The following is a 19923-nucleotide window of genomic DNA, read 5'->3' as shown; positions in this document are numbered from 1 at the left end:
CCTCGCCGGCAAGCGTCGAGAATCGGTAAACCCATCGCCCGGAGGCCCCTCTCTCCGGCAGCACGCGGGCAGATGCCACGCGCGAGCGGGCAATCATGTTACGCAATTCTGCACCGCGGCATGATCATTCTTGCGCGCCGCCACGGCATCTGGTCTGACACCCGCCCGAGAAGATGGAGAGAATCATGGCGCGACCCGTCCGTCCCTACCGATCGGTGCTCTACATTCCCGCCTCGAAGGAACGGGCGCTCGAAAAGGCGAGGACGCTCGCGGCCGATGCCATCATCTTTGACCTCGAGGACGCGGTGACGGTCGAGGAAAAGCCGCGCGCCCGCGCCCTGCTGGTCGAGACGCTGACGGAGGGCGGCTACGCGCCCCGCGCGCAACTGGTGCGGATCAACGGGATGGAGACGGAGTGGGGCGAGGCCGATCTCGCCGCGCTGATGGAGATCGGCCCCGAGGCGATCCTGCTGCCCAAGGTCGAGAGCGCCGCGCAGATCGAGGCGGTGGCCGCCCGGCTCGACTCCCACCCCGACTGCAGGGACACGGCGATCTGGGCGATGATGGAGACGCCGCGCTGCCTGTTCACCGCGCCCGAGATCGCCGCAGCGCCGCGCATGGCCGGGTTCGTGATGGGCACCAACGATCTCGCCAAGGATCTCGGCACCCGCTTCCGCGCCGACCGCCTGCCCCAGCAATGGGCGCTGCAGACCTGCCTCGCCGCCGCCCGCGCCGAAGGGATCGCCTGCGTCGACGGCGTCTACAACGCCTTCCGAGACGCCGACGGGCTGCGCGCCGAATGCGAGCAGGGCCGCGATCTGGGCATGGACGGCAAGACCGTCATCCACCCGTCGCAGATCCGCATCGCCAACGAGGTGTTCTCGCCCACCGAGGAAGAGATCGCGCTGGCCCAACGCCAGATCGACGCCTACGAGGAAGCCTGCCGGCAGGGCCAGGCCGTGGCCGTGGTCGATGGCAAGATCGTCGAGAACCTGCACGTCGCCATCGCCCGCGCGACGCTCGCGCAGGCCGAAGCGATCGAAACCCTGTCGAAACAGGAGGCCGCGTGATGGCCGCCCTTTACTGGCTGATCCTGCTCGCCGGCATCGCGCTGTGGTGGGGGGCGCACCTGTTCAAGCGGGCCGCGCCCGCCCGCCGCGCGGCGATGGGCGACAAGGGCAAGGGCCTAGTGGCGCTGGCCCTGCTCGGCTCCATCGTGCTGATGGTGATCGGCTATCGCGGCACGCCGTTCGTGAACGTCTGGTACCCGCCCACCTTCCTCATCCACGTCAACAACCTGCTCGTGCTGGTGGCCATCTACATGATGAGCCCGGCGCCCAAGAAGGGCCGCCTGCTCAACAATTGGCGCCACCCGATGCTCGCCGGTTTCGGCCTGTGGGCCTTCGGCCACCTGCTGGCCAACGGCGACCTGACGGCCATCGTCACCTTCGGCGGGCTGCTGGCCTGGGCGCTGGTCGAGATGCGCGTCATCAATGCCGCCGAGCCGGAATGGAGCCCCAATCCGCCGGGGCAGATCAAGTTCGACGCGATCTTCTTCGCCGCCTCTGTGGTCGCGCTGCTCGTCATCGGCGTGATCCACGGCTGGCTGGGGCCATGGCCCTTCGGCGGGGCGGGGCCGTTCGCCGGGGGGATGTGATGCGCGCCTACCGCTTCCTCACGGGCGACGACGATTCGGCCTTCTGCCACAAGGTGACGAAGGCGCTGGCCGAGGGGTGGGAGCTCTACGGCCCGCCGACCTACGCCTATGACGGGGCGAACGGCGGGATGCGCTGCGGGCAGGCGGTGGTCAAGGACGTGCCCGGCACCGACTACGCCCCCGACCTCAAGCTGGGAGAGCTCTAGTGCCCAAGACCAACCCGGGCCGCTTCTTCGAGGACTACACGCTCGGAGAGACGATCGTGCATGCCGTGCCGCGCACGCTGTCGGGCGGCGAGCGGGCGCTCTACCAGGCGCTCTACCCGCTGCGCCACACGATGTCGTCGTCGGATGCCTTCGCGCAATCCTGCGGTCTGTCGGCCGCGCCGCTCGACCCGCTGATCGTGTTCCACACCGTCTTCGGCAAGACGGTGCCCGACATCTCGCTCAACGCGGTGGCTAATCTCGGCTACGCCGAGGGCCGGTTCCTGTCCCCCGTGCTGCCCGGCGACACGCTGCGCGCCACCTCCGAGGTGATCGGGCTCAGGCAGAACTCGAACGGCAAGTCGGGCGTCGTCTGGGTGCGCACCACGGGCCTCAACCAGCGCGACGAACCGGTGCTGTCTTACGTCCGCTGGGTGATGGTGCGCAAACGCGACGAGGGGTCGGACGGGCCAGAGCCACACCTGCCCGAGCTCGCCGCCCATGTCGCGCCGGAGGACCTGGTGATCCCCGAGGGCCTCGACTTCACCGATTACGATTTCGACCTCGCCGGCGAGCCGCATCGCTGGGGCGACTACGAGATCGGCGAGATGATCGACCATGTCGACGGCTCGACCGTGCAGGAGACCGAGCACATGCTCGCCACCCGCCTGTGGCAGAACACGGCGCGGGTGCACTACGACGAAAGCTACCGCCCCGACGGCCGGCTCCTCGTCTATGGCGGGCATGTCATCAGCCTCGCGCACGCCCTCAGCTTCAACGGTCTCGCCAACGCGCAGATGATCGTGGGCATAAATGCCGGCGCCCATGCCAACCCCTGCTTCGCGGGCGACACGGTGCGCGCGTGGTCCGAGGTGCTCGACAAGGCCGATACGCCCGCGCCGGGCGTCGGCGCGCTGCGGCTGCGCCTCGTGGCGATCCGCACCGGCACCGACCCGTTCACGCTCAAGGGGCCGGAGGGGCGCTACAAGTCGGGCGTGCTGCTCGACCTCGATTACTGGGCGCTGATGCCCAAGTGAGGCGCATCGTTCCCGCGCCCGGGAAGCGTGATCACGTCGGATCGGCATTGGCAGGACGACGACTCTCGGCGGTGACGGAGGGATTCGGTGGGGCGAGATGCCGGCATGAAAGGCGCGCCACGCACCCCAGCCTGGCCCGCGATCACAGCCGCACCGAATGTGATCACATATTGTCGCCAAACCCCGGCCTTGCGCCAAAAGACCGCGCCCGCACGGGCCTGCGCCCCGTGACAAGCCCTCGGAAAGCATTAGAGATACAGGCCGACGCGTGGCGAGCCCGCGCCGCCGCAGCCGACCGCCCAACCGGAGGACAGCCATGGCCGACGTGAACCGGGGGAACCGCCCCCTGTCTCCCCACCTGCAGGTCTACCGGCCCCAGATCACCTCGGTCTCGTCGATCCTCACCCGCATCTCGGGCATCTCGCTCATCGTCGGCGCGCTCGGCCTCGTCTGGTGGCTGCTTGCCGCGGCGACCTCTCCGGAGGCGTTCGCCGTGGCCGACGGCGTGTGGACATCGCCCTTCGGCTGGCTGGTGCAGCTCGGCTCGGTCTGGGCGCTGTGGTATCACTTCCTCGCCGGCGCCCGGCACCTCTACTGGGATACCGGCCGCGGCCTCGAGATCGAGACGGCGGAAAGGCTCGGCTGGGCCTGCGTGATCGGCTCGGTCGCGCTGACCGTGCTCACCTTCGCCATCTTCATCGCCGTCTGAGGGAGACCGACATGGCCTACATGACCGCCCGCAAGCGCGCCGTCGGCCTCGGCTCGGCCCGGACCGGCACCGAGCATCACTGGCAGATGACGATCTCGTCCTATGCGCTGCTGATCCTCACGCCGCTTTTCCTGATCGCCTGGGGGCCGATGCTGGGGCAGAGCCACGAGGCCGTGCTCACCCACTTCGCCCGGCCCTTCCCTGCCATCGTGACGGGCCTGATGCTGGTCGTCGGTCTCCAGCACTTCCGGCAGGGTGTGCAGACCGCGATCGAGGACTATACCGATGGGGTGACGCGGCACCTGATGATCGTCGCCGCTGCCTGCGTGAGCTATGGCGCGATGGCGACGGGGCTGTTCGCCCTCGTGCGCCTCGCGCTCTAGTTTCCGCCCCGACGCCAGCGCCGCAGCCGCGCCCGCACCGCCACAGGGAGTGACCATGACCGCCTACGACATCCAGCACCACACCTACGACGTCGTCGTCGTCGGGGCCGGCGGCTCGGGCCTGCGCGCAACCCTCGGCATGGCCGAGCAGGGCCTGCGCACCGCCTGCGTGACCAAGGTGTTTCCGACGCGCTCGCACACCGTGGCCGCGCAGGGGGGCATCGCCGCGTCCCTTGGCAACATGGGCCCCGACCACTGGCAGTGGCACATGTACGACACGGTGAAGGGGTCGGACTGGCTGGGTGACACCGACGCGATGGAATATCTCGCCCGCGAGGCGCCCAAGGCGGTCTACGAGCTCGAGCATTACGGCGTGCCCTTCTCTCGCACCGAGGAGGGCAAGATCTATCAGCGTCCGTTCGGCGGCCACACCACGCAGTTCGGCGAGGGGCCGCCGGTGCAGCGCACCTGCGCCGCCGCCGACCGCACCGGTCACGCGATCCTGCACACGCTCTACGGCCAGTCGCTGAAGCACAACGCCGAGTTCTACATCGAGTATTTCGCGACCGATCTCATCATGTCGGAAGACGGCCAGTGCCAGGGCGTCCTGGCCTGGAAGCTCGACGACGGCACGCTGCATGCCTTCAACGCCAAGATGGTCGTGCTGGCCACCGGCGGCTACGGCCGCGCCTATTTCTCGGCGACCTCGGCCCATACCTGCACCGGCGACGGCGGCGGCATGGTCGCGCGCGCCGGCCTGCCCCTGCAGGACATGGAGTTCGTCCAGTTTCACCCCACCGGCATCTACGGGGCAGGCTGCCTCATCACGGAAGGCGCGCGCGGCGAGGGGGGCTACCTCACCAACTCCGAGGGCGAGCGCTTCATGGAGCGCTACGCCCCCACCTACAAGGATCTCGCCAGCCGAGACGTCGTCTCGCGCTGCATGACGATGGAGATCCGCGAGGGCCGGGGCGTCGGCCCCAACGGCGATCACATCCACCTGCACCTCAACCACCTGCCGCCCGAGACGCTGCAGCTCCGCCTGCCCGGCATCTCCGAATCCGCGCGCATCTTCGCCGGGGTCGACGTCACGAAGGAGCCGATCCCGGTGCTGCCGACCGTACACTACAACATGGGCGGCATCCCGACGAACTACTGGGGCGAGGTGCTCGCCCCCACCGCCGACGACCCCGACCGCATCGCGCCGGGCCTGATGGCGGTGGGCGAGGCCGGCTGCGCCTCGGTCCACGGCGCCAACCGCCTCGGCTCGAACTCGCTGATCGACCTCGTGGTGTTCGGCCGCGCGGCGGCGATCAGGGCGGGCGAGGTGGTCGACCCATCCGAGCCCAACCGCCCGCTCAACGAGGCGAGCCTCGACAAGGCGCTCGACCGCTTCGACCGGGTACGCCACGCCGACGGCGCCGTGCCGACGGCCGAGCTGCGCCTCGAGATGCAGAAGACCATGCAGGAGGACGCCGCCGTCTTCCGCACCTCCGAGACGCTTGCCAAGGGGGTCGACCGGATGTACGACGTGGCGTCGAAGATGGACGACCTCTCCGTCACCGACCGTTCGCTCATCTGGAACTCCGACCTGATGGAGACGCTGGAGCTGACCAACCTGATGCCCAACGCGCTGGCCACCATCGTCAGCGCCGAGGCGCGCAAGGAGAGCCGCGGCGCCCATGCCCACGAGGACTATCCCGACCGTGACGACGAGACATGGCGCAAGCACACGCTCGCCCGCGTCAACGGCAAGGTCGAGCTCGACTACCGCCCCGTCCACCTCAACCCGCTGCTTGGGCACAACGAGGGCGGCATCGAGCTGAAGAAGATAGCACCCAAGGCGCGGGTGTATTGATCGAACGTTACCGATGGAGCAGACTGAAAGGGGAGGCGTCATATCGCCAGTGCACTTCGTGTGCACTCCGGATGTCATATGGCCGGAGCTGAAGGACGGCGCAGTGCCCGAGTTGTCTGGGCAGCGCTTGTCCGATCTATCTGGCGGCATCACCAATTCCTGGGTGCAGCGGACCTATTACCACCTCGCACGGGCGGGCCTACCGGTCACGCTCGGAACAACGACAATGCCTGGCAAGATCAACGTGGTCGGGGTGCGGGATTTCGGCCGCCGCGCTGCCCGTGCCGACTGCTTCACCCTGATCCCGCGCGGCGATGCGCACAGCCCGATGCTGGCAGATTTCGTTATCCTCCAGAACGGTGTGCGCGGCGACGGCCCGCGCCGACTGTCCATCCCGCACTGGCCGCAGCCAGGCATCCTGCCACGCGATTCCGGGCGCGGCGTGCGGATCGAGCGGCTGGTCTACAAGGGGCGGCGTTACAATCTTTCCGAGGAGTTCCGCAGCCAATCCTTCATTGACAGCCTCGGGGCACTGGGCGTCTCGCTCGAAGTGGACGGGTTCGACAAACTCCGCGGCGAGCACAGCTGGAACAACTACTACAACGCCGATCTTGTGCTAGGCGTCCGCGACGTAACCCGCTACGACGCTTCGAAGAAGCCGGCCAGCAAGCTCATCAACGCCTGGCTGGCGGGCACGCCGGCCCTGCTCGGGCCGGAGCCGGCCTACCGTGAACTTCGTCGGAGCGACCTCGACTACATCGAGGTCTTTACACCGAACGACGTGCTCACCGCCATCGAGCGGTTGCAGGCCGAGCCGAACACGTATCGCCGGATGGTCGCCTGTGGGACCGATCGAGCCGCCTCCTATTCCGAGGCGGCGCTGACGCGAGTCTGGATCGACGCGCTAGCTGGGCCCGTCGCGGCGGCCTTCGCGGCATGGAAACGGAAACCCCGTGCGCTGCGCCTGCTGCGCTACGGGGCGGGACTCGCACTGGAAGGCTCTTCCAAGCGGATCGACCGGGTCCGCTCGCGGTACGGACCTCGCATCCTAAGCACGCGCGCCCTGAGATGACCCGCATGGCCGCACCCCGCATCGCGATCTGCTTTTTCGGCATCACGCGGTCGCTGCGCTTCACCTTTCCCACCATCCGCGACAACGTGCTCGCGCCCGCCCGCGCCGCAGGCGAGACGCGCATATTTGCCCATCTCTATCGCCAGAGCAGGGTGGAGAGCATCCGCACCGGAGAGGCTGTCGACATCGACCCCGAGGAATACCGGCTGCTCGGCGCCGACGAGGTGCAGCTGGAGATGCCCGACGCCGCCTTTTCCGCGCTTCCCTATGACGAGATCGTCGCGCACGGCGACATCTTCCAGAACGGCCTGCATTCGCTGGGCAACCTCGTCCGGCAATTGCATTCGCTGCGCCGGGTGACACAGGCGGCGCTGCTCTGGGAGCCGGATATCGTGCTCTTCTGCCGACCGGACCTGCACTATTTCGACAGTTTCGAAAGGCCCATCGCCCGCGCTCTCTCGCGCCGGAGGCCGGCGTGCCACCTGCCCTACTGGCAGACCCATCACGGCTACAACGACCGCTTCGCCCTTGTACGGGGCGCTCACCTCGCGCGCGTGTACGGCCTGCGTGCCGAGCGCGCGCTCGACTATTGCCGCTCCGGAACGGAGAACGGCTCGCGCCCGCTGCACTCGGAATCGTTGCTTCGCTGGGTGCTGCGGGAAGAGCGGGTACGCCCGCTGGCAGTGCGCGCGGCACGGATCCGGGCCAACGGCGAGACGGCGCCGCGCGAGTTCTTCGATCGCCACTGGGTTACAGTGAGCCACACCGCCATCCACTACAGTCGGCTGCCGCAGCGGATGAAGGACGGCCTGCACAAGGGGCTGAACATTGCGCAGGCCGGAATCGACCGCGTGATCTACGGCAATCGCGCAGACCCGTGGGAGGGCTGGGTCAAGCGCGGGCAGATCCGGGTGCGCCGCGACGCGGCGTGACGCAGCGTGACGGGGCGGGCCTTCGCCTCTCGCGCATCTTGCGCCGGCTGAGTCTTTCCTGCCGCAGGGGGGGCACGATCTGACGGGCGAGAGTTGCCGCTTGCGGGCCGGTTTGCCATCGTGGGTCCAGCAGCCGGGAGGTCGTGCCATGTCGGTCAGGGTCGTATCGCGTCGCGTCGTGCCGGGGACAATCGCGCTCGTCGGGCTGCTCGCGGCCTGTGTCCCCAGCCCCAATACGCCGCTCCGGGGCGAACGGGCCGAGGCGCGTGCCGTGGCCGAACGCCTCGTCGCTGCCCGCGATCCGGTGATCGAGCCCGGGCCGGTGGCGCAATGCGCCGCCGCCTCGGCCACCGGCGACGAGGCCGCGGCCCTCCTGGCCGCCGACCGGGCGGGCGATGCCGTGGCGGCGCAGGCCGCGCTCGAGGTGATGCTGCGCAAGACCACCACGCAGGCCTGCCTCGCCGAGGCGGGCAGCCCCGACTTCCTCTGACGCGCGGCCGTTTCGCTGCCTTGCGGCGAAGCGACGCTCGCCCCCCCCGTGGCAGAGCCTGCGGTGGCGGACTATAGTCCGCTCAAACAGAGAGGTCCCATGGTCCAGCTCACCCTGCCCAAGAACTCCACCATCCGCACCGGCAAGACGTGGCCCAAGCCCGAGGGCGCCACGAATGTCCGGAAATTCAAGGTCTACCGCTGGTCGCCCGACGACGGCGAGAACCCCCGCGTCGACACCTACCATGTCGACATGGATACCTGCGGGCCGATGGTTCTCGACGCGCTCATCAAGATCAAGAACGAGATCGACCCGACCCTGACCTTCCGCCGGTCCTGCCGCGAGGGCATCTGCGGCTCCTGCGCGATGAACATCGACGGGATCAACACGCTCGCCTGCACCTACGGGATGGACGAGATCAAGGGCGACGTGCGCATCTACCCCCTGCCCCACATGCCGGTGGTCAAGGATCTCGTGCCCGACCTGACGCACTTCTACGCGCAGCACGCCTCGATCCAGCCCTGGCTCGAGACCAGGACGGCCGAGCCCGAGCACGAATGGCGCCAGTCGATCGACGACCGCGAGAAGCTCGACGGCCTCTACGAGTGCATCATGTGCGCCTGCTGCTCCACCGCCTGCCCGTCCTACTGGTGGAACGGCGACAAGTATCTCGGCCCGGCCGCGCTTCTGCACGCCTACCGCTGGATCATCGACAGCCGCGACGAGGCGACGCCCGAGCGGCTCGACGACCTCGAAGACCCCTTCAAGCTCTATCGCTGCCACACGATAATGAACTGCGCGAAGACCTGCCCGAAGGGCCTGAACCCGGCCAAGGCGATCAGCCAGATCAAGGGCATGCTGGTCGAGCGGCAGGTCTGACGGCGGCGGGTCCGAGGGTCGAAGGTCCGAGGGCCGGCCGTCTGGCACGGACACGGCGCCACGCGGCGCAGGTGGCCCAAGCCGAGGCTCGGCGGGCGACGCCCCTCGGGGCCACCGCCCGCCGGCGGGTCAGACGGCGCCCGCCACCGCCCGCCTGGCCATGACCTTGACGAGATGGGCGCGGTAGGGCGCGCTGGCGTGGATGTCGGCAGCCATGTCGCCCTCGCCGACCTCGCAGCCGTCGACGGCCTCGGGCGCGAAGCTGGCCGACAGGGCCTCCTCCATGCCCGAATGGCGGAAGACCCCGTCGGCGCCCGCCCCCGTGACGGCCACGCGCACCCCCGCAGCCGTTTCGGCCACGAAGACGCCCACGATGGCGTAGCGCGAGGCGGGATTGCGGAACTTCATGTAGGCCGCCCGTTTCGGCGCCTCGAAACGGATCGCGGTGATGATCTCGCCCTCCTCGAGCGCTGTCGCGAACATCCCCTCGAAGAAGTCGTCGGCCGCGATCTCGCGCGTGCTGGTCACCACCGTCGCGCCGAGGCCGAGCACCGCGGCCGGGTAGTCGGCCGCGGGGTCGTTGTTGGCGACCGAGCCGCCGATCGTGCCCATGTGGCGCACCGCCGGGTCGCCGATGCCGGCCGCGAGGCAGGCGAGCGCGGGGATCGTCTGCTGCACCCCCTGATGCCCCGCCACTTCGGCATGGGTCGTCGCGGCGCCGATGGTGACGGTCGCCCCCGACACGGTGATGCCCCTGAGCTCGGGAATGGCCCGGATGTCGACCAGCGCCGAGGGCGAGGCGAGGCGCTGCTTCATCGTGGGCAGCAGGGTCTGGCCGCCGGCGAGCACCATCGCCTCGTCCGAGGCCGAGAGCGCGGCCGCCGCGTCGGACAGGCTGGCGGGCTTGTGGTAGGTCGTGGGATACATGTCAGCCTCTCCTCATTCCGCGGCGACCGGGCTGCGCGCCCAGGCCAGCGCCTGCCAGACCGCCATCGGCGTGGCCGGCATCTGCAGATCGTCGGTTCCGATCGCGTCGGTGATCGCGTTGATGACAGCGGGCGGTGCCCCGATGGCGCCGGCCTCGCCGCAGCCCTTCAGCCCCAGCGGGTTGTTGGGCGAGGGCGTCGAGTGGTGGTCGAGCACGTAGGACGGCACGTCGTCGGCCCGCGGCATGCAGTAATCCATGTAGCTGCCCGTCACGAGCTGGCCGTCCTCGTCGTAGACGACCCGTTCCAGCAGCGCCTGCCCTATGCCCTGCGTGACGCCGCCATGCACCTGCCCCTCGACGATCATCGGGTTGATGATCGTGCCGAAATCGTCGGCCGCGGTGAACTGCACGACCTCGGTCACGCCGGTCTCGGGGTCGACCTCGACCTCGCAGATCAGCGCGCCGGAGGGGAACGAGAAGTTGACGGGATCGAAGAACGCCCCCTCCTTCAGCCCCGGCTCCAGCCCCTCGGGCAGGTTGTGGGCGGTGTAGGCCGCGAGCGCCACCTCGTGCCACCCCATCTTCCGGTCGGTGCCGGCGACCTTCACCTCGCCGTTCTCGATCACGAGGTCGTCCTCGGACGCCTCGAGCGTGTGGGCGGCGATCTTCTTGGCCTTCGCCTCGACCTTGTCGAGCGCCTTCATCACGGCCGACATCCCCACGGGCCCCGAGCGCGAGCCGTAGGTGCCCATGCCGAACTGCACCTTGTCGGTGTCGCCGTGGACGATCTGCACGTTGTCGATGGGCACGCCGAAGCGGTCGGAGACCAGCTGGGCGAAGGTCGTCTCGTGGCCCTGCCCGTGGCTGTGCGCGCCGGTCAGGATCTCGACCGTGCCGACCGGGTTCACCCGCACCTCGGCGCTCTCCCACAGGCCCACGCCCGCGCCGAGCGAGCCGACCGCGGCCGAGGGCGCGAGACCGCAGGCCTCGATGAAGGTGGAGTAGCCGAGGCCCCGCAGCTTGCCGCGCGCCTCCGCCTCGGCCCGGCGCTCGGGGAAGCCGGCCACGTCGGCCGCCTTCTGCGCCTTGTCGAGGATGGCGTCGAAATCGCCCGAGTCGTAGGCCAGGATCACCTGCGTCTGGTAGGGGAACTCGCGGATGAAGTTCCTGCGGCGCAGTTCGGCCGGGTCCATCCGCATCTCGCGGGCGGCCACCTCCATCATCCGTTCGATCATGTAGGTGGCCTCGGGCCGGCCCGCGCCGCGATAGGCGTCGACGGGCACGGTGTTCGTGTGGACCGCCCGGACCGTGCCGTAGATCGCCGGGATGTCGTATTGCCCCGACCACAGCGTGCCGTAGAGGTAGGTCGGCGTCACGGTGGCAAAGAGCGAGGCGTAAGCGCCCAGATTGGCGATCGTGTCGACGTGGAAGGCGACGATGCGGCCCTCGTTGTCGAAGCCCATCTTCGCCTTCGTCACATGATCGCGGCCATGCGCGTCGGTCAGGAAGGCTTCGCCGCGCTCCGACGTCCACTTGACCGACCGGCCGGTCTTCATCGAGGCCCAGAGGCAGGCGATCTCTTCGGGGTAGATGTAGATCTTGGAGCCGAAGCCGCCGCCCACGTCGGGGGCGATCACCCGCAGCTTGTGCTCGGGCGCGACGTTGTAGAAGGCCGACAGCACCAGCCGCGCGACGTGCGGGTTCTGGCTGGTGGTGTAGAGGGTGTAATGGTCCTCGGCCTCGTCATAGACGGCCACGGCCGAGCGTGGCTCCATCGCGTTGGGCGACAACCGGTTGTTGACGATGTCGAGCTCGGTGACATGCGAGGCATTGGCCATCGCCGCATCGGTCCTGGCCTCGTCGCCCAGCTCCCAGGTGTAGATCAGGTTGCCGGGGACGTTCTCGTGCACCTGCGCGGCGCCCTCCTCCAGAGCCTTGTCGGCGACCACCACCGCGGGCAGCTCCTCGAAATCGACCTCGACGGCCTCCGCCGCGGCGCGGGCCTGCGCCTGCGTCTCGGCCACGACGATGGCGATCGCGTCGCCGACGTAGCGGCCGTATTCGGTGACGAGCGGGCTCCAGACGCCCGTCTTCATCGGAGAGCCGTCCTTCGAGGTGATGGCCCAGCCGGCGATCAGGTCGCCGATCCCGTCGGCCTTCAGCTCGGGGCCAGTATGGACGGCGATCACGCCCTCCATCGCCAGCGCGGCCGAGGCGTCGATCCCGTTGATCCGGGCATGGGCCACCGGGCAGCGGACGAAGGCGGCATAGGCCTGGTTCTCGACGCGGATGTCGTCGGTATACTTGCCCTTGCCGGTGGTGAACCGTCTGTCTTCCTTGCGCTTGGCGCGTGCGCCGATCCCGTCGGTCATTGGCTTGCCTCCCTCACTCGGCGGCGGCGGCCGGGGCCGCCTGCATCTTCTGTGCGGCGTCCTCGATGGCGCGCACGATGTTGTGGTAGCCCGTGCAGCGGCAGATGTTGCCCTCGAGCTCGTGGCGGATCGCCTCTTCGGTCAGGGGCAGCCCCGACGCCTTGTAGCGCTCGACCATGTCGATCCCGGTCATGATCATGCCGGGCGTGCAGAAGCCGCACTGAAGGCCGTGATGGTCGTTGAAGGCGACCTGCATCGGGTGCAGCTCCTTGCCCTGCGCCACGCCCTCGATCGTGGTCACCTCGGCCCCGTCGAGCGCGACGGCGAGCGCGGTGCACGCCTTCACCGCGCGCCCGTCGACATGCACCACGCAGGCGCCGCACTGGCTGGTGTCGCAGCCCACATGCGTGCCGGTCAGCCGCAGTTCCTCGCGCAGAAAATCCGACAGAAGCGTCGTGTCGGGCACGTCGCGCGTCTGCGCCTTGCCGTTCACGGTCATGGTGACCTTGGTCATCGGGTCCCTCCCTCTCTGGCGGGCCGCATGGCGCCCGCTGGATACCTTCGCCCTCGCGGCCGGCCGTTCAGGCCGGCCGCAGGCCGCCGTCGGGGGAGGGAATGCAGGGCGCCGGCGGCACGGCTGCCCGAAGGCACCCCGTGCCGATCCGTGGATCGCCCGTGGCTGGCATGGATGCGGTCCTCCCCGCGGACACTCGCGGCCCTTGCCGGCGAGCCTAGCGGCACAACGCAGCGGCGCAAGATGTTTCGCAGGCCGCCCCGCCCGGCCCGGCCTTGCCCGTCAGGCGAGCGGCGTGGCCTGCGCTTGCATGTCGCGCCTGCGCGCGCCGCCTTCCGCGCCGCCCAGAACGGCCGTCAGGTCGGCGAGGCTGTCGAGCGAGTGGCAGGCGTGGAACGCGTCGACATGGGGCATGAGCGCCCGGATGCCCGCCGCCTTCGGCGCGAAGCCCTCCCACCGCAGGAGCGGGTTGAGCCAGATCAGCCGCCGGCACGACAGGTGCAGCCGCTCGGCCTCGGCCGCGAGCCTGTCCGTCTCGCCCCGCTCCAGCCCGTCGGTGATGAGCAGCACGACGGCTCCCCGCCCCAGCACCCGCCGCGACCAGTCGCGGTTGAACCGGGCGAGCGCCGCGCCGATCCGCGTGCCCCCCTCCCAGTCGCGCGCCTCCTGCCCGATGGCGGCCAGCGCGGCGTCGGGCTCTGCCCGCGCCAGCGCGCGGGAGACATTGGTGAGCGCCGTGCCGAAGGTGAAGGCATGCACCTTTCCCCATCGCCTGTGCTCGGCATGGGCGAGAGCATGGAGGAACCGAAGGAGCATCCGCGAATAGACCGACATCGAGCCCGAGATGTCGCAGAGCGTCACGAGGTCGGGGGGGCGCGGCTCGGGCGCGCGGCGGGCCAGCCGCTGCACCTCGCCGCCCCGCCGCATCGCCTGCCGGAGCGTCGCGCGCGGGTCGGGCCGGCCGCGGGGAGCGGGCCGCGCCCGGCGGGTGGCGAGCGGAGGCAGGTCGAGATCGAGCGCGCGGATCGCCGCCTCGGCCTCGCGCAACTCGGCCCCGCTCATCTGCTCGAAGTCGCGCCCCCGCAGCACCGCCCGCTCCGAGGCGGTCATCAGCGCGCGCATCTCCACCTCGGTCTGCTCCTTGCGCGGCGGGCGCGCGGGCGGGTCGCCAAGCGCCTCGGCTGCGCGGCGATGGCCGGCGTCGCGGGCCTTGGGCGCGGTGTCGTCGCGCATCTGCGGCGACATCATGTGGATCATCTGTGCGATCAGGTCGGGGTCGCGCCAGAACAGCGCGAAGACCTGGTGGAACACCTCGAGCTGCTCGGCCCGGCTCACCATCGTCGCCCGAAGAACGTGATAGAAATCGTCGCGCCGGGTGAAGCCCGCAGCCTCGACCGCGCGGAGCGCCGTCTCGACCTGCGCCGGCCCGACCCGCACGCCCGCCTTGCGCAGCGCCCGCGCGAAATGCACGATGTTCTCGACGAGGCGCCCCTCGGCCCCGGCCCGCGCCTGGCCCTGCGGCGCCCCCGTCACGCGCGCTCCGACAGCCGACCCTTCGCCTCGTCCAGGAGCCGTGTCGTCTCGGCCCCGGCAAGGCGGGCGATGTCGTCCTGGTATTTCAGCACGGCGCCCATCGTGTCGGTCACCATCTCGGGCGAGAGCGCCACAGCGTCGAGCGCCACGAGGCAGCGCGCCCAGTCGATTGCCTCGGCCACGCCCGGCGCCTTGAACAGGTCCTCGCCGCGCAAGCCATGGACGAAGGCCACCACCTCGGCCGACAGCCGCTCTTCCGCCTCGGGCACCCGGGCGCGCAGGATCGCCAGCTCGCGGTCGAAGGCGGGGTAGTCGACCCAGTGGTAGAGGCAGCGGCGCTTGAGCGCGTCGTGCACCTCGCGGGTGCGGTTCGAGGTCAGCACCACGATGGGCGCCTCCTCGGCCCGCACCGGGCCGATCTCGGGGATCGTCACCTGGAAGTCCGACAGCACCTCGAGCAGGAACGCCTCGAACGGCTCGTCTGTCCGGTCGATCTCGTCGATCAGCAGCACGGGCGGGCCCTCGGCGTGGGGCTCGAGCGCGTCGAGCAGCGGGCGGCGGATCAGGTAGTCGGCCGAGAACAGCTCGCGCTGCAGCGTCGAGCGGTCGGCCTCGCCCGCGGCCTCGGCGGTGCGGATCGCCACCATCTGCGCGGCGAAGTTCCACTCGTAGATCGCAGAGGCTGCATCCAGCCCCTCGTAGCATTGCAGGCGGATCAGCCGGCGGCCGAGCGCCGCGGCCAGCGCCTTGGCGATCTCGGTCTTGCCGACGCCCGCCTCGCCCTCGAGGAACAAGGGCTTGCCGAGGGTCAGCGCGAGGAAGGTCACCGTGCCGAGGCCGCGGCCGCAGACATAGTTCTGCCCCTCGAGCAGGCCGATGGTCTCGTCGATGCTGCCGGGCACGCCGGTCATGCGCTCTCCCCCCTCGTCATGTCAGCCCCTAGGGGTAGTTTGACCGGCCCGCCCTGTCCATCCGCGTGCCGCTCTTCGGCCACCCCTTGCCGCGGGGCGCGGCAGACGGCATCTATCGGGCAAAAGGACGACCGCCATTCTGACCCGGACCGATACGCTCGAGAGGATGTCGGCGCGCGATCCGCTCGCCGCCCTGCTCGCCGCGCCCGAGGGCGCCACGCTCGCGATCATCGCGGGCGTCGAGGGGCCGTCCTATCGCCCCGTGGGCGCGATGATGACGGTCCTCTCCGAGACGGAGCGCGCCGGCACCCTCTCGTCGGGCTGCATCGAGAACGACATCGCGCTGCACGCCATGCGCGTCGCGGGCACGGGGCGGCCCGAGACGATCCGCTACGGCCGCGGCTCGCCCTTCGCCGACATCCAGCTGCCCTGCGGCGGGGGCCTCGACATCCTGCTGCTGCCCCGCCCCGATCGCGATGTGCTCGCGCAGGTCGCCGACAACCGCGCCGCCCGCCGCCCCTGCACGCTGGAGATCGACATGGGCAGCGGCGCGATGCGCGTGGCCGGGAGCGGCGCGACGGGCCGCGAAGATGACCTTCTGCGGGTGCGTTTCGAGCCGGCCGTGCGCTTCCTCGTCTTCGGCAAGGGGCCGGAGGCGAGCACCTTCGCCGCGCTCGTCCAGTCGGCGGGCTATCCCAACCTGCTTCTCTCGCCCGACGACGAGACCCTGGCCGACGGCGCGGCAGCCGGCTGCGAGACCCGGGCACTGACGATGCCGGGCTTTCCGGACGACCTCGCCGCCGACCACCGCACCGCGGTCGTGCTGTTCTTCCACGACCACGACTGGGAGCCGCCGATCCTCGCCGGCGCGCTCGACACGCCCGCCTTCTACATCGGCGCCCAGGGCTCGCAGCGCGCCCGCGACGCCCGCCTGCTGATGCTCGAGGGGATGGGCGTGGGCGCCGAGGCCCGCGCGCGGCTGCACGGGCCCGTCGGCCTGATCCCCTCGGCGCGCGATGCCGGCACGCTCGCGGTGTCGGTGCTGGCCGAGGTGCTGGCCTGCGCCATGGCGCCCGCCGCGCCCGCCAGCGCCCCGGCGTGACCGCCGCCATCCTGCTCGCTGCCGGCGCCTCGCGCCGCTTCGGGGCGCAGAACAAGCTGCTCGCCGCCTTCCGCGGGCGCCCTCTCGTGACCCACGCGGCCGAGGCGCTGCGCGCCTCGGGCCTCGCCCCCCTGATCGCCGTCACGACCAGCCCCGATGTCGCGGCCCTGTTGCCCGGCTTCCACCTCGTCTCGCCCGACCGGCCCGACCCCGAGCAATCCGACAGCCTGCGCGCCGGCGTGGCCGAGGCACGGCGGCTTGGCGCCCCTTCCGCCCTCGTCGCGCTCGCAGACATGCCGGGCGTCACGCCCGACCTGCTGCGCACGGTCGCCGCCCGCGCCACCGCGACCGAGGCCGCCGCGGCGAGCGACGGCCTCCGCGCCCTGCCGCCGGCCTGCTTTCCCGCCGCCCTCTTCGACGCCCTGCTGGGGGCGACCGGCGACCGCGGCGCGCGCCCGCTGCTCGCCGGCCTACCGCCCGCGCAGCATGTGCCCGCCCCGCCGGAGGCCCTGCGCGACATCGACACGCCGGGCGATCTCGCCGCGCAGGCGTGAGCCGACCGCCTTCGCCGGCGCCGCCGCCGTTCCGCCCCCCTCGTCTCGGCGGCCGTGCAATGGTATGCTATTCCCCGTTTTACCTCCTGGCCCGGGGGCCGCGACCACGGAACGACCCGATGCAGCACGTCTTCGCCAACCGCCGCGTCGCGGGAGCGGCGCTGGCCGACGCCCTCGCCGAGAGCGCCGCCGAGCGCCCCGACCCGGTGCTGCTCGCCCTGCCCCGCGGCGGCGTTCCCGTCGCGCTCGAGATCGCGAGCGCTCTCGGCGCGCCGCTCGATCTGGTGCTCGTGCGCAAGATCGGCGTGCCGGGGCAGCCCGAACTGGCCGCCGCGGCCGTGGTCGACGGCGACGCGCCCCAGATGGTCGTCAACGACGAGATCGTGCGCGCCACGGGCATGAGCACGTCCGAGCTCGCAACGGCCCGGGACGAGCAGTTGCGCGAGATCGCGCGCCGCCGCGCCGCCTGGCTCGATGGCCGCTCCCCCGTCGACGTCACGGGCCGCGACGTCATCGTGGTCGACGACGGCATCGCCACCGGCGCCACGATGCGAACCGCCCTGCGCGCGCTCCGCCGCCAGGGGCCGCGCAGCCTCACCCTGGCCGTGCCGGTGGCCGCGCCCGACGCGCTCTTGGCGATTCGCGGCGAGGTCGACCGCGCCCTCGCCCTCGTCACGCCCGAGCCGTTCCGCGGTGTCGGCGCCCATTTCCGCGACTTCCACCAGCTCGACGACCAAGAGGTCCGCGACCTGCTGAACGAGGCCGACCGGCTCCCTCGCAACACCGGTCGCAACGACACCACCACGGGGTCCTGAGCCACCCGTCCGGCCGCCCGCGCCCGGCTTCTTTCTGTTCCAAATACGCAAATTCCGCCGATGCCGGCCGCGCCGGCGCCAGGCCAGTTGCGAACCGCTCGCAAAGCCCTTGACTTCCTGAGAACGCTTCTCAATATCACGTCCAACGCGAGCGCACCGCGGCCACCCCTTTCCAGGAGCGATTCCGCATGACACTCACCAAGCGTTCCTTCCTCGCCGCCCTCGCGGCGCTGGTCCTGCCCGCCCACGCCGCGTTCGCCCAGGAGCGGCTGAGCGTCGTCGCCACCACCGGCATGATCGCCGACGCCGCAAGCGAGGTGGGGGGCGATCTCGTCGAGGTGCAGGCGCTGATGGGCCCGGGGGTCGATCCCCATTCCTACCGCCAGACCCGCACCGACATCGTCGCCATGGCGCAGGCCGATCTCGTGCTGTGGCACGGCCTCTACCTCGAGGCGCAGCTCGAGGGCTTCCTGCTCGATCTCGCCGAGCGACGGCCAGTGGTTGCGGTAGCCGAGGACCTGCCGCGCAACCTGCTGATCGGGCACGACGATTACGACGACAAGTTCGACCCGCATGTCTGGATGAATCCCAATCTCTGGGCGCGTGTCGTCACCCGCGTGCGCGACGCGATGATCGAGGTCGCCCCCGAGCACGAGGCCGCCTTTTCCGCCAACGCCGACGCCCATCTCGAAGAGCTGGAACAGCTGGCCACCTATACCACGCAGGTGCTCGCCTCGGTGCCGGCAGACGCCCGCGTGCTGCTCACCTCGCACGACGCCTTCAACTATTTCGGCTCGGCCTACGGCTTCGAGGTCATCGGCATCCAGGGCATCTCGACCGAGAGCGAGGCCGGCCTGCAGCGCATAGCGGAGCTCGTCGACCTCCTGGTGGAGCGCAACGTGCGCGCCGTCTTCGTCGAGACCTCGGTCAGCGACCGCAACATCCGCGCGCTGGTCGAGGGCGCGGCGGCCGCAGGCCACGATGTCGAGATCGGCGGCGAGCTCTTTTCCGACGCGATGGGGGAACCCGGCACCTACGAGGGAACCTATCTCGGCATGATCGACCACAACGCCACCACCGTCGCCCGCGCACTGGGCGGCGAGGCGCCCGCCCGCGGCATGCAGGACATGCTCAACTGAGAAGGAGACCCGCGTGACCCCACCGGCCAGCCTGAAGCTCGCCAGCCACGAAGGGCGCGCCGCAGAGGCCGCCCCCGGCCCCGAGGCCGCCCTCGCGATCCGGGGGCTCACGGTCTCCTACGGGCAGACGCCCGCGGTGTTCTCGGCCGATGCCACCTTTCCCGCGCGCACGATGAGCGCCATCGTCGGGCCGAACGGCGCGGGCAAGTCGACCCTGCTCAAGGCGGCGCTCGGGGTGATCCCGCGCGTCTCCGGCGAGGTCACGGCCTTCGGCAGGCCGGTGGCGGAGGCGCGCGAGCGCATCGCCTACGTCCCCCAGCGCGCGAGCGTCGACTGGGATTTCCCCGCGACCGCGGGCGACGTCGTTCTGATGGGGCTCTATCGCCGCATGGGCCTGCTCGGCCGGGTCACGGGCGCCCACCGGCGCACGGTGCGCGCCTGCCTCGGCCGCGTCGGCATGGCCGATTTCGAAGGCCGCCAGATCGGCGAGCTTTCGGGCGGGCAGCAGCAGCGCGTGTTCCTCGCCCGGGCGCTCGCGCAGGGGGCCGATCTCTACCTGCTCGACGAGCCCTTCGCGGGCGTCGACGCCGCCACCGAGCGGGCGATCATCGACGTGCTCAAGGCCCTGCGCGACGAAGGGCGCGCGGTCGTGGCCGTCCACCACGACCTGTCGACCGTCACGCGCTATTTCGAGCACGTGCTGATGCTCAATGTCCGCCCCGTGGCCGAGGGCCCGGTCGAGACGGCGTTCACCGCAGAGGCGCTCGATGCGACCTATGGCGGCCGCCTCGCCGCCACGCACATGGACAGCCTGATCCTCGCCACCGCCTGACGC

Annotated in this window: 21 protein-coding genes; 16 read left to right on the top strand and 5 right to left on the bottom strand. The window is 70.5% G+C overall.

The window, feature by feature from the left end:
• The first annotated feature begins 185 nt into the window (after nucleotides 1-185).
• The 11 genes from DLJ49_RS11545 (at nucleotide 186) to DLJ49_RS11495 (ending at nucleotide 9220) form a co-directional block, all read left to right on the top strand.
• Nucleotides 186-1070 carry an HpcH/HpaI aldolase/citrate lyase family protein gene (locus tag DLJ49_RS11545; RefSeq protein ID WP_115393706.1) on the top strand — a complete coding sequence of 295 codons (885 nt, stop codon included), beginning with the start codon at nucleotides 186-188 and terminating at the stop codon, nucleotides 1068-1070.
• Nucleotides 1070-1657 carry an NnrU family protein gene (locus DLJ49_RS11540; RefSeq protein ID WP_115393705.1) on the top strand — a complete coding sequence of 196 codons (588 nt, stop codon included), beginning with the start codon at nucleotides 1070-1072 and terminating at the stop codon, nucleotides 1655-1657. Before DLJ49_RS11545 ends, DLJ49_RS11540 begins: the two co-directional genes overlap by 1 nt.
• Entirely contained in the window at nucleotides 1657-1863 is a 207-nt protein-coding gene (locus DLJ49_RS11535; protein ID WP_115393704.1) for a DUF1737 domain-containing protein, read from the top strand. Before DLJ49_RS11540 ends, DLJ49_RS11535 begins: the two co-directional genes overlap by 1 nt.
• A complete protein-coding gene (locus tag DLJ49_RS11530) occupies nucleotides 1863-2897 on the top strand; it encodes a MaoC/PaaZ C-terminal domain-containing protein (RefSeq protein ID WP_115393703.1) in 1035 nt (344 codons plus the stop codon). Before DLJ49_RS11535 ends, DLJ49_RS11530 begins: the two co-directional genes overlap by 1 nt.
• 316 nt (nucleotides 2898-3213) lie before the next feature.
• Nucleotides 3214-3606, top strand: coding sequence for a succinate dehydrogenase, cytochrome b556 subunit (gene sdhC, locus DLJ49_RS11525; protein WP_115393702.1), 393 nt, complete (start codon nucleotides 3214-3216; stop codon nucleotides 3604-3606).
• An 11-nt stretch (nucleotides 3607-3617) separates the two neighbouring features.
• Nucleotides 3618-3989, top strand: a complete 372-nt coding sequence (gene sdhD, locus DLJ49_RS11520; RefSeq protein ID WP_115393701.1) for a succinate dehydrogenase, hydrophobic membrane anchor protein — start codon at nucleotides 3618-3620, stop codon at nucleotides 3987-3989.
• Between the two features lie 55 nt (nucleotides 3990-4044).
• Complete coding sequence (gene sdhA / locus DLJ49_RS11515; protein ID WP_115393700.1) at nucleotides 4045-5847, top strand: succinate dehydrogenase flavoprotein subunit; 1803 nt, start codon at nucleotides 4045-4047, stop codon at nucleotides 5845-5847.
• A 13-nt stretch (nucleotides 5848-5860) separates the two neighbouring features.
• Nucleotides 5861-6919, top strand: coding sequence for a glycosyltransferase family 1 protein (locus DLJ49_RS11510; protein ID WP_147277302.1), 1059 nt, complete (start codon nucleotides 5861-5863; stop codon nucleotides 6917-6919).
• Between the two features lie 5 nt (nucleotides 6920-6924).
• Nucleotides 6925-7851: a hypothetical protein gene (locus tag DLJ49_RS11505; RefSeq protein WP_115393698.1), complete on the top strand. Its 927-nt coding sequence runs from the start codon at nucleotides 6925-6927 to the stop codon at nucleotides 7849-7851.
• 148 nt (nucleotides 7852-7999) lie between these two features.
• Nucleotides 8000-8341, top strand: coding sequence for a hypothetical protein (locus DLJ49_RS11500; protein WP_115393697.1), 342 nt, complete (start codon nucleotides 8000-8002; stop codon nucleotides 8339-8341).
• 99 nt (nucleotides 8342-8440) lie between these two features.
• Nucleotides 8441-9220 carry a succinate dehydrogenase iron-sulfur subunit gene (locus tag DLJ49_RS11495; protein WP_115393696.1) on the top strand — a complete coding sequence of 260 codons (780 nt, stop codon included), beginning with the start codon at nucleotides 8441-8443 and terminating at the stop codon, nucleotides 9218-9220.
• A gap of 129 nt (nucleotides 9221-9349) precedes the next feature.
• Here DLJ49_RS11495 and DLJ49_RS11490 read toward each other — a convergent pair whose 3' ends face one another.
• From DLJ49_RS11490 to DLJ49_RS11470, 5 genes are all read right to left on the bottom strand, one after another.
• Nucleotides 9350-10147, bottom strand: coding sequence for an FAD binding domain-containing protein (locus DLJ49_RS11490; RefSeq protein WP_115393695.1), 798 nt, complete (start codon nucleotides 10145-10147; stop codon nucleotides 9350-9352).
• A gap of 12 nt (nucleotides 10148-10159) precedes the next feature.
• Complete coding sequence (locus DLJ49_RS11485; RefSeq protein ID WP_115393694.1) at nucleotides 10160-12520, bottom strand: xanthine dehydrogenase family protein molybdopterin-binding subunit; 2361 nt, start codon at nucleotides 12518-12520, stop codon at nucleotides 10160-10162.
• Nucleotides 12521-12533: 13 nt separating this feature from the next.
• Nucleotides 12534-13034, bottom strand: coding sequence for a (2Fe-2S)-binding protein (locus tag DLJ49_RS11480; protein ID WP_115393693.1), 501 nt, complete (start codon nucleotides 13032-13034; stop codon nucleotides 12534-12536).
• A 282-nt stretch (nucleotides 13035-13316) separates the two neighbouring features.
• On the bottom strand, nucleotides 13317-14567 hold the full coding sequence (locus DLJ49_RS11475) for a vWA domain-containing protein (protein ID WP_115393692.1): 1251 nt from the start codon (nucleotides 14565-14567) through the stop codon (nucleotides 13317-13319).
• The gene (locus tag DLJ49_RS11470) at nucleotides 14564-15478 is read right to left on the bottom strand and encodes an AAA family ATPase (RefSeq protein WP_115393691.1); all 915 of its coding nucleotides are present in this window, start codon (nucleotides 15476-15478) and stop codon (nucleotides 14564-14566) included. The genes DLJ49_RS11475 and DLJ49_RS11470 overlap by 4 nt, the downstream gene beginning before the upstream one ends.
• Nucleotides 15479-15644: 166 nt before the next feature.
• Between DLJ49_RS11470 and DLJ49_RS11465 the strand changes: the two genes are divergently transcribed.
• The 5 genes from DLJ49_RS11465 (at nucleotide 15645) to DLJ49_RS11445 (ending at nucleotide 19920) form a co-directional block, all read left to right on the top strand.
• A complete protein-coding gene (locus DLJ49_RS11465) occupies nucleotides 15645-16580 on the top strand; it encodes an XdhC family protein (RefSeq protein ID WP_115393690.1) in 936 nt (311 codons plus the stop codon).
• Complete coding sequence (locus DLJ49_RS11460) at nucleotides 16577-17134, top strand: nucleotidyltransferase family protein (RefSeq protein ID WP_158547454.1); 558 nt, start codon at nucleotides 16577-16579, stop codon at nucleotides 17132-17134. The genes DLJ49_RS11465 and DLJ49_RS11460 overlap by 4 nt, the downstream gene beginning before the upstream one ends.
• 119 nt (nucleotides 17135-17253) lie before the next feature.
• Entirely contained in the window at nucleotides 17254-17949 is a 696-nt protein-coding gene (locus tag DLJ49_RS11455; RefSeq protein ID WP_115393688.1) for a phosphoribosyltransferase, read from the top strand.
• 188 nt (nucleotides 17950-18137) lie between these two features.
• Entirely contained in the window at nucleotides 18138-19088 is a 951-nt protein-coding gene (locus DLJ49_RS11450; RefSeq protein ID WP_115393687.1) for a metal ABC transporter solute-binding protein, Zn/Mn family, read from the top strand.
• Nucleotides 19089-19119: 31 nt separating this feature from the next.
• Nucleotides 19120-19920, top strand: coding sequence for a metal ABC transporter ATP-binding protein (locus DLJ49_RS11445; RefSeq protein WP_233488972.1), 801 nt, complete (start codon nucleotides 19120-19122; stop codon nucleotides 19918-19920).
• Nucleotides 19921-19923: the final 3 nt, after the last annotated feature.

It is taken from the genome of Rhodovulum sp. 12E13 (assembly GCF_003340565.1).
In the GTDB taxonomy this organism is placed as follows: domain Bacteria; phylum Pseudomonadota; class Alphaproteobacteria; order Rhodobacterales; family Rhodobacteraceae; genus HLUCCA09.
This window is presented reverse-complemented; position numbering and strand designations above follow the sequence as displayed.